The sequence below is a fragment of the Streptomyces sp. NPDC055140 genome (assembly GCF_053607285.1).
This window is the reverse complement of the sequence record NZ_JBSGTG010000002.1, coordinates 824,768-838,282: the sequence shown is the minus strand read 5'-3', so window position 1 is coordinate 838,282 and position 13,515 is coordinate 824,768. Positions and strand designations below refer to the sequence as shown.

The window sequence follows — 13,515 nt, the reverse complement described above, 5'->3', positions numbered from 1 at the left end:
GGGGTGAATCGGTTCGGAACGTACCACTGGCAGGGTGTGACTCTTGGCGACCCTGCTCTCGACGCCGCACGGTCCGAGCTCGCAAGCCCATCCGATGAGGATGCGGCCCTGCGTGCTTTCGTCGACCTCCTGCGGAGCGGAGACACGGCAGCCATGGGGATCGCTCTCGACCACTATCACTATGCGCTCTCCATGGAGCGGCACGGTTTCGGCAGCGTGCTGAAGGACTACGGTCACGAGGTGTTGCAGCGCGCGCGACAGATTCTTCACGAGGCTCCTTCTCCCGCTTCGGAAACGGGCGCGTCGATGAACGGTGCGGATTACGCGAGCGCACTCCTCGTAATGATCAACAGGGCGGAGGAGGAAGACGCCGAGTCGATCGCACGTGTACTTGACGCACCGCCGAACTACGACGCTGAATCGGCGGCGTTCAGGTCGGCGGGTAGAATCCTCCAGCTGTCGTCCGGTGCAGACGAAAGACTGGTCACGGAGTTGGCCCGAGTGGTTTTCGACGAGGGCAGGGACGTCGATGACCGCCTTGAAGCACTTCAGGCGCTCGCCAAGGGTTCGACACCGCGCACTCTCGCGGATTTCCAAAGAGCCATGGAGCTGGACGATCTCGAACTGCAGGCAACTGCGGCACGTGCGCTCGCCAAGCACGACCTGGCGGCCCACCGGAGCCTCATTGAGGAAAAGGTCGCCACGTGGCCGGAGGACGCCCCTTATCCGGCTTCCGACGTGAGAGACATCCTGGCTGAAAGCGACGATTCCGTGGAGAACGAGTGACCCGCTACCCAGACATCCCCAAACCCATCCGCTCCGGCATGGTCGTCGTCGACCCCGACCGCGGCACCCCCCAGCGCGTCATCGTGCTGCAGTTCAACCCCGACACCCTGGAACGCAGCATCGCCCCCCAGTCCGCCGGCGACAGCGGTGACGGTGGAGGCGGAGGCGGAGGTGGGGGAGACAGGAACGAGGCGCTGCGTCTCAAAGGGCCGGCCCAGGAGACCTGGAAGTTCACCGCCGAGATCGATGCCACCGACCAGTTGGAGATCGCAGCCCCCGACGGCATCCACCCACAGCTCGCGACCCTCGAAATGCTGGTGCAGCCGACGACCGCGCAGCTCCGCGCGGCGAGCAGGCTGTCGCAGAAGGGCACCATCGAGATCAGCCCGATCGAGATGCCGTTGACGCTGTTCACGTGGGGGAGCAAGCGGGTCATGCCCGTGCGGCTCACCGAACTGTCCGTCAACGAGTCCGCCTTCGACGTCAATCTCAACCCGATCCGGGCCTCCCTCGGCATCGGCATGAAGATCCTCACCGTCAGCGACCTGCCCGCAGGGCACCGCGGCGCCGACCTCTACATGGCCCACCTCGCCCAGAAGGAGCGACTGGCCGCGGCCGCGCGGGGCGGGAGTCTCGGGGCCCTCGGGCTGCCGGGAGCAGACGTACTGAGCGGAAGGGGCTGAGGAGCACCGTCATGGCTGACATCGAGTCCTACGCGAGTGCGCTGGGGGCGATACCGGGCTCCCATCCGTACCCGCGGACGAGCCGGTACCACGACGCCGAGATCGGCATTCACCGCCAGGAGGACGGCACCGAAGTCCGCTACACCAAGCGCCGGTTACTGCCCCCGCTCGACGCGCAGGAGACGCAGGACCACGTCGTCGGCGCCGGCGAGCGCCCCGATCTGCTCGCCCAGCGCTTCTTCGGCGACCCCGGCCAGTGGTGGCGCACAGCCGACGCCAACCCGGTGCTGGATCCACGGGAGTTGACGGACGAGGCCGGGCACGTTGTCGAGATCCCGTTCGCCGGCGGGCTGCCCCGAGGGGACCGGCGTGTCTGAGCAGCCCGTGGGGCAGGGCCCCGTCCACGTCACGCTCCTCATGGGGCCGAAGCTCGCCCGGCCGGTGCCGGCCGAGGTGACCGAGGCGTTGCTGTCGGCGCAGATCACGGCCACTGCGGGGGAGCGCAGCGGCTTTCAGATCGCCTTCGACCTCACCAAGACCGGGATCATCAACCAGCGGCTCCTGCCCGAGGGGTTCTTCGATCCCAAGACGCGGATCATCGTGACCGTCAGCGTCCGGGGTACCCCCGACGTGCTCTTCGACGGACTCGTCGTGCGGCAGGAGGTCGGTGCCAGCAATCAGCCCGGGCATTCCACCCTCACCGTCACCGGTGAGGACCTGACGCTGCTGATGGACCTGGAGGAGCGTACCGCCCGGTATCCCAATCTCCCGCCCTCCGAGCGGGTGCTGGCCATCCTGCGCCGGTACTCCGACTACGGCATCCGGCCCGACGTCTACGCCGAGAAGATCGCCCAGCCTCCGCACCAGGATCTCCGCGTCCACTACCAGACCGGTACCGACCTCCAGTACGTCACCGACCTCGCCCGGGCCAACGGCTACACCTTCTACCTGGAGCCCGGCCCCAACCCCGGCCAGTCCGCAGCCCGTTGGGGCCCCGAGGTCCGGCTCGGCATCCGTCAGCACGCCCTCAACGTCAATATGGACGCCAACAGCACGGTGGACCAGCTGACGTTCGCATACGACGGGACGGCGCGGGAAGAGCCGCAGGCGCGGTGGCAGGATCCGGGGACCCGGCAGTCGACCCTTCTCCCGCAGCCACCGATCAGCCCTCTGCGGCCGCCCCTCGGGCGCCGGCCCACCCCGGCCCTCAAGCGCAGGACCCTGTCCGGGACGGCCAAGCAGCAGCGCGAGCAGGCCGAGGCCGAGCTCCTCGCCCGTGCCGCCGTCTCCGCCGACGTCGTCTCCGGGTCCGGATCGCTCGACGTGAACCGGCACGGGTACATCCTGCAGCCCCGTCAGCTGGTCGGCGTACGCGGCTCGGGGCGGGCGTACGACGGCGACTACTACGTCAAGTCCGTCACGCACAACCTGCGACCGGGGTCCTTCCAGCAGAACTTCACCCTCTCCAGGGAGGGGCTGGAGGCGCGCAGCGACCACGTCCGGCCCTGACCCCCCACCTCGTGGAATCCGCAGAACCTCGTAACTCCGCACAGACCAGGAGCAGTTCAGCATGGCGGCAGACGGCAATCGCTACCTCGGCAAGTTCCGCGGGCGGGTCGTGGACAACAACGATCCGCTGCGCATCGGCCGTATCACCGTCGAGGTCCCGGACGTCCTCGGTGACGAGGCGTCCACCTGGGCGCTTCCGTGCCTGCCGTTCACCGGGCCCGAGGCCGGGCAGTTCGTGGTGCCGCCGCCGGGCGCGGGCGTGTGGGTGGAGTTCGAGCAGGGGGACCCCAGCTTCCCTGTGTGGACCGGGTGCTGGTACGGCGCCGCCGAGGAGCTGCCGCCCGACGCGCGGCGTGAGCTGGCGGCGAACTCGCCCAGCAAGCCGGTCGTCGTACAGACACCGGCCGCGCACAAGCTCGTCATGAGCGACACCGCCGGCGCCCAGCAGGGAATTCTGCTCCAGGCCCAAGGCGGCGCGTACATCCGCATCACCAAGGAGGCCGTGGTCATCGCGACCGGCGCAGGTGCCGAAGTCGTGCTCCGTGGCAACGAAGTAACCATCAACGAGGGCCAGTTGACCGTGCTCTCGAAGCGATAGAAGACGGGGGAAGTACCAAGTGTCCGGGAGTCTGCTCGACGCCGGCGCCGTGATCGGCTGCCCGCACGGCGGCCGGGTCACCGCCGCCACCACACCCTCCGGCGGCGTACGCATCGGGGGCGTGGCCGTCGCGACGGCCGCTCACGTATACGTCGTCACCGGCTGCCCGCACACCCAGGACGGTGTGCACAAACCCTGCGTCTCGGTCCGCTGGACCGCCGACGGCGCCGGCATCACGGTCGACGGCGCACCCGTGCTGCTCGACACCTCCGCGGCCCAGTGCTTCACCGCGGCGTTCGTGCCGCAGGGGCCGCCCGTCGTCCAGGCCGCACAGCGAAAGGTGACCGTCCGATGAGCCCGACGAGCCGGGGAACCCGCCCGCGCAGCGACATCGCGTTCCCCTTCCGTGCCGACCGCCGGGGACGCACCGCGCACGCCGCCCACGGCGAGCACGTCCACGACCTGATCGAGCAACTGCTGTTCACCAGCCCCGGCGAACGGGTGATGCGCCCCGACTTCGGCTGCGGGCTCCTCGATCTGGTCTTCGCCCCGAACAGCCCCGAACTCGTCAGCACGCTCGAACTGTCCGTGCAGGCCTCGCTCCAGCGCTGGCTCGGCGACCTCATCGACGTGGTGGCCCTCGACGTGGAGAGCGCCGACGACGCCGTACGGGTCCACCTGTCGTACGTCCTGCGTGCCACTGGAGCCCGCGCGGACGACGTCTTCGAAGGGAGGGCGGCGTGACCACCGGTACCACCACCTCCCGCCGCGTCAAGGTAAGAGCGGCTCAGCTCAACGGAGTCGACTCCGTCGAGGTCAGTGACGACGGGCTGCTGCTCACCGTCATGTTCCTCGGCAAGGCGCCGCACGGCCTCGGGCCGGAGAACGTCCGGATCGACGGCGGCCGTCGGATCACCGGCATCGCCGCCGTCGACGTCAGCATCGAGCGCGAGGAGGACCCGGAGCTCGACGACCGGCTCTACGTCACCCTCGACCAGGCCGGGGACACCTCGGAGTACGTGTTCTCGCTCGTCGAGACCGACCCGTACGGGCGGCCCGGCACCGAGCCCTTCCGCGGTTTCGACCAGCGCTACCACCGTGCGTCCTTCTCCTTCCGGCCGGACTGCCCAACCCCCTTCGACTGCAAGGAGGCCGAGCCGCAGGAGGCGGACTTCCCGGACGCGCCCGTCGTCGACTACACGGTCCGCGACTACGACACCATCCGTAAGCTGCTTCTGGACCGGCTCGCGCTCACCACCCCCGACCGGGTCGAGCGCAACCCCGCCGACCTGGGTGTCACGCTCGTCGAGCTGCTCGCGTACACCGGCGACCAGATCAGCTACCAGCAGGACGCGGTGGCCACCGAGGCCTACCTGGACACCGCGCGCCGCCGGGTCTCCGTACGGCGACACGTCCGGCTCATCGACTACGCCATGAACGACGGCTGCACCGCACGGGCGTATGTCACCGTGCAGACCGCCGGTGACACCACCCTCGCTCCCGGCACTTTCCGTTTCGCCTCCGTCGACGTGCGCACCCTCGACCCGCACGACCGGCCCGAACCGGGCACGGTGATCGACGAGAGCGACGTCGGCGACCTGGACGAGCGCGGCTCGGTGGAGGTCTTCGAACCGGTCGTCGCCGCCGACCCGTTGGAACTGAAGGTCGCGCACAACAGGATCCGCCTGTGGACCTGGGGCGGCGAGGTGTGCACCCTGTCCGCGGGCGCCACCTCCGCCACCCTGCGCGACGAGTGGGACGACCCGGAGACCTGCCGGGAGCGCCGACTCGCCCTCAGCCCTGGAGACGTGCTGGTCCTGGAGGAGGTGAAGGGCCCGCGTACCGGCACCCCCGGCGACGCCGATCCCCGCCACCGCCAGGCCGTACGCCTCACCTCCGTCACCCCGGGCGTCGACCGCATCGAGGACCAGCCGGTCCTGGAGGTCACCTGGGCCGCCGAGGACGCTCTGCGCTTCCCGCTCTGCCTCACCACGCGCGGCGGCCGCGACTGCCTGCCCGTCGAGGACGTGAGCCTGGCCCGCGGCAACGTCGTCCTCGTCGACCACGGCCGAACCCTCACCGGACTGCCGCAGACGGCCACCGTGCCGCCCGGTCCGGCCGTCGTCGCGCCCTGCGACCCTCCCCCGGCCTCCGGCCGGGGGTACCCCCACCTCGCTTCGCCCGCCTTCGGCTGCGGCGACCGGAACGAGGGCAACGCACCGGCCCGGCTCATCAACTCCCTCACGGACCGGGCGGAGAACGGGCAGGCACTCGTACCCGACGACGTCCGCGAGCTGTTCGAGGTGGTCGGTGAGGCGGCGACCGTCCGCGCCGGACTCGGTCTGGAGCGCGCCGGTCAGCGGCACGAGCGTGTGGTGCCCGGCACGGCGTATGCCCAGACGGCTGCCCTGCGCACCCTGCTCGCGCAGTCCGTCTACCCGGGCATCGCGCCCCGCTTCCGCCCCGTACTCGGCCGTTCCCCGGTCGTACAGGCGGTGCCGTTCCCGGACGCGCAGGTCGTGGCAGCCGGGCAGGCCGAGAGGATCGCCGCGATCGCGGGGCGGGTGCGGCAGCGGCTCGTCGAGCTGTGGCGCAGCGCCCGCGACCGCGACGGGCTCGGGGACGAGGAGGTCGAAGAACTCGCCGTGATCTACGGCCTGAAGGTCCTGGAGCGGCTCGAACTCCGTACGCATCCCGTCCGCGCCCTGCGTGAACTCCTGCACAGAAACGACGAGTTGCTCGACGCGAAGTTGCGTCGCGCGGAGATCCTCGCGTCCCGGGCCCGTGCGGGCGCGGTCCTCGACGGGCACATCGCCTGGGAGATCGCGCACAGCTGGGGCCCGGCGTACGCGGCAGGACTGCACCCCGACGAGCCCGTGCTGCGGGGGTCCGCGGCCGCCGCGCTCGGCCAGGACCCGCGCAGGGCGCTGCCCGCCGTACATGTCGAGGACGGCGATCTGACCTGGATTCCCCGCCGCGACCTGCTCCACAGCGGGCCCCGCGACCGGCACTTCGTCGGGGAGCTGGAGGACGACGGCCGTGTCGCCCTGCGCTTCGGCGACGGCAGGCACGGCGCCAGGCCGACGCCGGGCAGCCGGCTCGCCCTGCACCACCGGCTCGGCGGCGGGATCGCCGGCAACGTCGGCGCGGAGGCCATCAACCACCTGGTCATCCAGAGCGACTGTGAACAGCCGCGGGCCACCGTGGTCCGCAACCCGCTGCCCGCCACCGGTGGGGTCGAACCCGAACCCGTCGAACAGGCACGCCAGCTGGCACCGCTCGACCTGCGCCGCACCCGTCTGCGCGCGGTCACCGCCGAGGACTATGCGGACCTCGCCCGCGCCCTGCCGGGTGTGCAGCGGGCCGCGGCGGAGATCCGCTGGACCGGCAGTGTCCAGGAGGCCCACGTCGCGATCGACGCGTACGGCAGCGCAGAGCCGCCGGCCGAGCTGCTCGCCCGGGCCGAGCAGTCCCTGGAGGCGTACCGGCGCATCGGCCACGATCTCGTGGTCGGCCCCGCCCGCCTGGTGCCGCTCGAGATCGCGCTGAGTGTGTGTGCCGTGCCCGGCCATCAGCAGGGGCAGGTGCTGGCCGAGCTGTACCGAGTCCTCGGCAGCGGCCGCCTCCCGGGCGGACGGCTCGGGTTCTTCCACCCGGACGCGCTGACCTTCGGCGAACCCGTCCGCCTGAGCCGTCTGGTCGCCGTCGCCGCGGCCGTGCCGGGCGTGCGGAACGTCCGAGTCGACCGTCTGCGGCGGCTGTTCGAGCAGGACCGAGGAGAGAGGGAGGACGGCGTGCTGCGGCTCGGCCCGCTGGAGATCGCCACGTGCGACAACGACCCGGACCGGCCGGAGAACGGCCACCTGGCGATATCCCTGGGAGGTGCCCCCGATGACCGCCTCTGAAGAGTGCGCCTGCGGCTGCCGTGGCGGCCACGACGAGCGTCTCGCGCCCGCCCCGCTGCACAACCCGCCCGGCCGCACCGCCCTCGACTACCGCGTCGGCGAGTACGGCTCGTTCCTGGCGGCCCTGCTCGACCGGCTCGCCTCACCGGCGTACCCGGCGCTCGGTGGCCTGACCGTCCGTACCCCCGACGACCCGGCGATCGGCCTCCTCGACGCCACCGCCGTCCTCGGCGACCTGCTCACGTTCCACTCGGAGCGGATCGCCGACGAGGCCTACCTCCGCACGGCGGGCGAGCACCGGTCGCTGGTCCTGCTGGGCCGGCTCGTCGGCCACCGCCCGAGGCCGGGCGTCGCCGCCACCACCCACCTCGCGTACACCCTCGAACGCGACCCGCGTGCCGAGGCGCTGCCCGTGCTGATCCCGCGCGGCGCGCGCACCCACGGCGTGCCCGCCTCCGCCGACGAGGAGTCCGTGACCTTCGAGACCAGCCGGGACCTCACGGCCCGCTGGGACTGGAACGAGCTGAAGGTGCGCAGGCGCCGGCCGTCCCTGGTCACCCCGGAGGATCTGGAGCGCCGCTCCGAACTCTTCGTCGAGGGCACCGCGAACTCCCTGCAGACCGGTGACCAGTTGCTCTTCGTCTTCGGCGAACAGGTGGGCGGACAGCGGAAGTTGCTGCCCATCGCAGGCGTACGCGTCGACCGGGACGACGACATCACAGCGATCTCCCTGCAGAAGTCGGCACCGCCCACGCTGAAGGAGCTGGTCGACGAGGTGCGGCGGTGGACCGCCGAGCCCGCGGCGCCCGGTGAGCCGGGGGAGGAGCCGCCTACGCCGGAGGTCCCGAACCCGCGGCCGGTGAGCCGGTTGATCGAGGACTTCGAGGACCAGGTGCTCGCCCCGCTCCGTGCGGCTCTGGACGACGTGAAGACACCCGAGAACCTCGCGGCCTGCCTCGCGGAGCCCGTCGCCCGCCTCGGTGAGGCGCAGGTGCTGGCCACTCCGTGGGAGGACGTCGCGGGCTGGTTCGAGCAGCTGCAGGCGGTGCTGCACGAACTCGCCGGGCGGGCGATGGAGTTGGCTCCTGCTCAGGCCGATGAGCGTGCCGCGAAGAGTGGTCTTCTGTCTGCGGCGCCATCTGGGCCGGTCGCGCCCACGCGGCGGAGCCGCACGTCGACACGGCCCGCGCCCCTCGAGGGCGATCCGCGCACCGCTGCCTTCAAGGCGCTGACGGCCGTACTTCCCGCCCTGCGCACCTCGGCACCGGCCGTACCCGTCGGCGCCGGTACCGGCAGCCAGTGGCCCGGCACCGACACCGCCCGCCTGATCGCGGCTCTCAACCCCGGCCTCGGCAGCCTTTACCCGGCCTGGCGCAGGGCGGCGGCCGTCGCCCCCGGCAGCGCGCAGTTCCTGCGCGACCTGCTCGCGATGCGGGTCACCGCGGCCCCCTTCGGCGCCACGGCCCCGCTCAAGCCCGTCCAGGACGACAAGGGCCGGGTCATCCGCAGCGCGGACTGGCCGCTCACCGGGGCCGTGCTGACCAGCCTGCGGGTCGTCCACGACACCGCGGGCAAGGCGCCGATCCGGGCGGAGTTCCAGTACGTCGAGGGCAACGGCTCCGACCAGCGGGCAGTGCCGCTGCCCGTCACCGGGCAGATCACCTTCGCGCTGGGCCCCGGCCAGGTCGACCTGTCGACGCGCTCCGCCCAGGACCGCGAGCTGAGCTGGCTCACCCTCCCCCACTCCCGAACTCGATCGAGCGGGGGGACCCCCGTCCCCGCCGACTCCCAGGAGCCCGGCGTCACCGCGCGCCTTCGCGACGGTCTGCCCGAATGCACCCTGTTCGTGTCCCGTCCGGACGAGGACGGCCTGATCCACGTCGGCATCAACAACGGCACCACGCAGGAGATCTCCCTGCGCCCGGGCGCCACCAAGCAGTTCACCCACGGTGAGTACGAGGTGAGCCTGCGCTACGGGGTGGGCAGCAGCGAGCCCAAGGTCGAGATCGTCATCGCCGGCAAGCCCGCGCCCGTCAACCGGCGCGTGCTGCAGCTCGACACCGTGCACACCGGCATCACGGTCGGCAGCTGGGTCGCGATCCAGCGCCCCGCCAAGGGTGCCGAGGACGGCATACCCGGCGACGCCGAACTCGCGTTCGTCACCACCCAGGTCGTGGCCGTGCGTACGGCGGCGTACGCCAACTACGGGATCACCGGCCGCGGCACCGAACTCACCCTTGCCGACCCCTGGCTGGACGAGTTCGACGTCCTGCTGTCGCACATCCGCGACACCACCGTGCACGCGGCGGGCGCGCCGCTGCGCCTGGCCGACGAGCCGCTCGGCGAGGAGGTCCACGGCAACGGGATCGATCTCGCCGAGCTGTACGACGGGTTGAGCGCCGGACGCACGCTCGTCGTGACCGGCGAGCGCAGCGACATCCCCGGGACGGTCGGCGTCACCGCCACCGAGGTCGTCACGATCGCCGCCGCCGACGCGACCGTGGACCCGCAACTGCCGGGGGACCGCGTCCACACCCACCTCACCCTGACCACCGACCTCGCCCACCGCTACCGCCGCGAGACGGTCCGCATCCTCGGAAACGTCGTCGAGGCCACCCACGGCGAGAGCCGGGAGGAGGCCATCGGGAGCGGCGACTCGGACCGCGTCAACCAGACGTTCGCCCTCTGGCAGTCCCCGCTCACCTGGCTTGCCGACGACAACCCCCTCGGCGCCACACCGGTGCTGGAGATCCGGGTCGACGGCGTCCTGTGGCACGAGGTCGACAGCCTTGCCGGACGCGGCCCGCGCGAGCGGATCTACATCACCGGCACCGCCTCCGACGGCCGGACGACGGTCACTTTCGGCGACGGGGTGAACGGGGCCCGGCTGCCCAGCGGTCACGAGAACGTCCACGCCCGCTACCGCTTCGGCACCGGCAAGGCCGCCAACGTTCCTGCCGACCGCCTCACCCAGCCCCTCACCCGTCCGCTCGGCGTCACCGCCGTCACGAACCCCCGTCCGGCGACGGGCGGCGCCGACGCGGACGGTCCGGGCCTGACCCGCAGGACGATCCCGCTGGCCGTCTCCGCCCTCGACCGGCTCGTCTCGGCGGCCGACTACGAGGACTTCGCCCGCTCCCGGGCAGGCATCGGCCGGGCCGCAGCACGCGAACTCTTCGACGGGCGGCGGCGCGTGCTGCACGTGACGGTCGCGGGCACCGACGACGTGCCCCTGGACGGCGACGGTGCAGGATCAGCCACCCTGCGCGCCCTGCGCGGGGCGCTCACCGAGTACGGCGACGCCAACCTGCCCGTCCGTGTGGACGTACGCGAGCTGGTCCTGCTGCTCGTCGCCGCCAGGGTGAAGGTCGCTCCGGACCACGCCTGGGAATTCGTCGAACCGCGGCTGCGGCAGGTGTTGCTGCGCCGACTCGGCTACGAGGGGCGCGAGTTGGGGCAGCCAGCCCGGCTCTCCGACCTCCTCGCGGCGGCCCACACCGTGCCGGGTGTCGACTACGTGGACGTCGACGTCTTCAACGGCGTCCCCGCGTCCGCCACCCCGGAAGAGCTCGCCGAGCTGCTCACCGACCCCGGCGCACCGCGGTCGAGCGTTCCCGCGCACGAGGCGACGTACGACGAGAAGATCCACACCGTCCGTGACGCCGACGGCGAGACCCTGTCGGCGGTCTGCGCGCGCTACGGCATTCCGCTCGCCGAACTCCTGCGCCTCAACCCCGACATCACCGACACCCGGCGCCTGGCGAAGGGCCGGTCGGTGTTCGTCCTCCGCGGCATCCGCCCCGCCCAGCTCGCCCTGCTGTCCCCGCGAGCCGCGGACACCCTGATTCTCACGGAGGTCAAGTGATGGCCGCGCATTCAGCGGATGTCCAGTTCGACTCGACAGCCCTCACCACGAACCGGGAACCCGACGGCCTCGCCGCCCTGTTGCCCCGCTGGCATCTTCTGCGTGACGCCGAGGAGGGCGAGCCGCTGCGCGCGCTGCTCGCGGTCATCGCCGAGCAGCTCGACCGGGTCCGCGACGGCGTCGAGCAGGGCTACGAGGACCTGTTCGTGGAGACGGCGGCCCCCTGGGTGCTGCCGTACCTCGGCGACCTGGTCGGTTACCGCACCCTGCCGGGCTACGAACGTGTCCTCACCGCGGGCCTGCACGAGGGCGGGCGTGCCGCGCTGGCCGAGGCCGTCGCGCCGCGCGCGGACGTGGCGGCCACGGTCGCGGCCCGCCGCCGCAAGGGGACGCTGCACCTGCTGGAGGAGATCTCCGAGCAGGTCGCGGGCTGGCCCGCGCGGGCTGTAGAGCTGTCGAGGCTGGTCGCTCACCACCAGTCGGTGAAGCTGTACCGGGACACGGCCGCGGAGAGGGGGCGTCTCCTCGACCTCCGGGACGGCTCGGCGCTCGCGCTCGCCGGCGGCCCCTTCGACAGCACTGCACGCACCGTCGACATCCGCCGCGCCAACTCCTCCAGGAAACAGGGTGGTCGGACCCCGGCGGGAGTCGGTCTCTTCGTCTGGCGGCTCAAGGCGTACTCGCTGACGTCCTCTCCGGCGTACTGCATCGACCGCGCCCGCAACCTCTACACGTTCTCGATCCTCGGCCATGACAGCCCCCTGGTCACCGAGCCGGTCCCGGAGCCGTCGCCGACCCACATCGCCACGGTCGACAACGTCCCCGCGTTCATCACCCGCCGCCTGCTCCACGACCGCCTACTCGACTACTACGGCCCCGGCAAGAGCTTCGTCATCCGGCGCGACGGCGAGGACAAACCCGTACCGCCGTCCGACATCGTGGTCGCCGACCTGTCCGACTGGCGCTACCGGCCGAAGCGCGGTCAGGTCGCCGTCGACCCGGAGCTCGGGCGGATCGCGTTCGGTGCGCGCTCGGCGCCCCGGCAGGGCGTGTGGGTGGACCACCACTACGCGTCCGGCGCCGACATGGGCGGCGGCGAGTACGAGCGGCCCGACCGCGTGGACCGGCCCGACGCCGCCTTCTACCGGGTCGGCCCCGGACAGCCGTACCGGCAGATCATGGACGCGTACCGGGCCTGGCAGCACGACCGCCGTGCGGACCGCACCGGCCCCGACGGCATCATCGAGATCACGCACAGCGGCGCCTACCAGGAGCAGCTGGACTTCGACCTCGACCCCGGCGACCGACTGGAGCTCCGGGCGGCCGAGGGCACGCGACCGGTGATGCGCCTGCTCGACTGGTACAGCAACCGGCCCGACGCCCTCAACATCCGCGCCGTGGCGGGTGATTGTGCCCCGCACGAGCGGCCGCGCATCGTCCTCGACGGCCTGCTGGTAGCCGGGCGCGGCATCAACGTCACCGGACCGATGGGAGCCGTCGTCGTACGGCACACCACCCTCGTACCCGGCTGGTCACTGGAGCCCGAGTGCGAGCCGCACTCGCCCGACGAGCCCAGCATCGTCCTGGACCGCACCACCGCCTGCCTCCAGATCGAGCACAGCATCCTCGGCACCATCGAGGTCATCGGCGACGAGGTCGGCGAGGACCCCCTCGACATCCACCTCCGCGACAGCATCCTGGACGCCACCGGCCACGACCGCGAGGCCCTGTCCGCCCCGGACTGCCGCCTCGCCCACGCCGTGCTGCATGCGCACCGCACGACCGTCATCGGTGAGGTCCACACGCACGCGGTGGAGATCGCCGAGAACTCGGTCTTCACGGGCAAGCTGCAGGTGGCCCGGCGCGGCATCGGCTGCCTGCGGTACTCGTACGTCCCCACCGGCTCGCGCACGCCACGGCGGCACCGCTGCCGGCCCGATCTCGCCCCTGGCGTCCAGCCGTTGTTCGCGGCGGTGCGCTACGGGACGCCCTGGTACGGGCAGTTGGCCGACAGGTGCCCCGAGGAGCTCCGGCGCGGCGCGGACGACGGCGCCGAGATGGGCGCCTTCCACGACCTGTACCGGCCGCAGCGCGAGGACGGTCTGCGCGCTCGGCTCGCGGAGTACACGCCCGCGGGCACGGACGCCGGAATCTTCTTCGTGACATGAG

The 13,515-nt window shown here is 71.8% G+C and carries 10 protein-coding genes; all 10 read left to right on the top strand.

All coding sequences use genetic code 11. The features are described 5' to 3' along the window. Window positions 1–3 precede the first annotated feature (3 nt). The 10 genes from ACWFR4_RS07530 to ACWFR4_RS07485 all read left to right on the top strand — a co-directional run bounded on the left by ACWFR4_RS07530 (window position 4) and on the right by ACWFR4_RS07485 (window position 13,514). Window positions 4–786, top strand: coding sequence for a hypothetical protein (locus tag ACWFR4_RS07530; RefSeq protein ID WP_453459511.1), 783 nt, complete (start codon window positions 4–6; stop codon window positions 784–786). After that, complete coding sequence (locus ACWFR4_RS07525; RefSeq protein ID WP_453459508.1) at window positions 783–1,469, top strand: hypothetical protein; 687 nt, start codon at window positions 783–785, stop codon at window positions 1,467–1,469. The genes ACWFR4_RS07530 and ACWFR4_RS07525 overlap by 4 nt, the downstream gene beginning before the upstream one ends. Window positions 1,470–1,480: 11 nt before the next feature. Next, the gene (locus tag ACWFR4_RS07520) at window positions 1,481–1,846 is read left to right on the top strand and encodes a hypothetical protein (protein ID WP_453459505.1); all 366 of its coding nucleotides are present in this window, start codon (window positions 1,481–1,483) and stop codon (window positions 1,844–1,846) included. Further along, window positions 1,839–2,978 carry a hypothetical protein gene (locus tag ACWFR4_RS07515; RefSeq protein ID WP_453651368.1) on the top strand — a complete coding sequence of 380 codons (1,140 nt, stop codon included), beginning with the start codon at window positions 1,839–1,841 and terminating at the stop codon, window positions 2,976–2,978. Before ACWFR4_RS07520 ends, ACWFR4_RS07515 begins: the two co-directional genes overlap by 8 nt. A 61-nt stretch (window positions 2,979–3,039) precedes the next feature. Then, a complete protein-coding gene (locus tag ACWFR4_RS07510; protein WP_453651366.1) occupies window positions 3,040–3,576 on the top strand; it encodes a phage baseplate assembly protein V in 537 nt (178 codons plus the stop codon). A 19-nt stretch (window positions 3,577–3,595) separates the two neighbouring features. Next, window positions 3,596–3,931, top strand: coding sequence for a hypothetical protein (locus ACWFR4_RS07505; RefSeq protein ID WP_453459496.1), 336 nt, complete (start codon window positions 3,596–3,598; stop codon window positions 3,929–3,931). After that, the gene (locus tag ACWFR4_RS07500; RefSeq protein ID WP_366118590.1) at window positions 3,928–4,320 is read left to right on the top strand and encodes a GPW/gp25 family protein; all 393 of its coding nucleotides are present in this window, start codon (window positions 3,928–3,930) and stop codon (window positions 4,318–4,320) included. The genes ACWFR4_RS07505 and ACWFR4_RS07500 overlap by 4 nt, the downstream gene beginning before the upstream one ends. Next, complete coding sequence (locus tag ACWFR4_RS07495) at window positions 4,317–7,481, top strand: putative baseplate assembly protein (protein ID WP_453651364.1); 3,165 nt, start codon at window positions 4,317–4,319, stop codon at window positions 7,479–7,481. Before ACWFR4_RS07500 ends, ACWFR4_RS07495 begins: the two co-directional genes overlap by 4 nt. Next, window positions 7,468–11,346, top strand: a complete 3,879-nt coding sequence (locus ACWFR4_RS07490; RefSeq protein WP_453651362.1) for a putative baseplate assembly protein — start codon at window positions 7,468–7,470, stop codon at window positions 11,344–11,346. Before ACWFR4_RS07495 ends, ACWFR4_RS07490 begins: the two co-directional genes overlap by 14 nt. After that, window positions 11,346–13,514 (top strand): hypothetical protein, encoded by a 2,169-nt coding sequence (locus tag ACWFR4_RS07485; RefSeq protein ID WP_453651360.1) that lies wholly within the window; start codon window positions 11,346–11,348, stop codon window positions 13,512–13,514. Before ACWFR4_RS07490 ends, ACWFR4_RS07485 begins: the two co-directional genes overlap by 1 nt. Window position 13,515 lies beyond the last annotated feature (1 nt).

Coding starts and splice junctions, on each gene's coding strand:
- ACWFR4_RS07520 (WP_453459505.1), top strand. CDS start 1,481: ATGGCTGACATCGAGTCCTACGCGAGTGCGCTGGGGGCGATACCGGGC.
- ACWFR4_RS07510 (WP_453651366.1), top strand. CDS start 3,040: ATGGCGGCAGACGGCAATCGCTACCTCGGCAAGTTCCGCGGGCGGGTC.
- ACWFR4_RS07500 (WP_366118590.1), top strand. CDS start 3,928: ATGAGCCCGACGAGCCGGGGAACCCGCCCGCGCAGCGACATCGCGTTC.
- ACWFR4_RS07490 (WP_453651362.1), top strand. CDS start 7,468: ATGACCGCCTCTGAAGAGTGCGCCTGCGGCTGCCGTGGCGGCCACGAC.
- ACWFR4_RS07485 (WP_453651360.1), top strand. CDS start 11,346: ATGGCCGCGCATTCAGCGGATGTCCAGTTCGACTCGACAGCCCTCACC.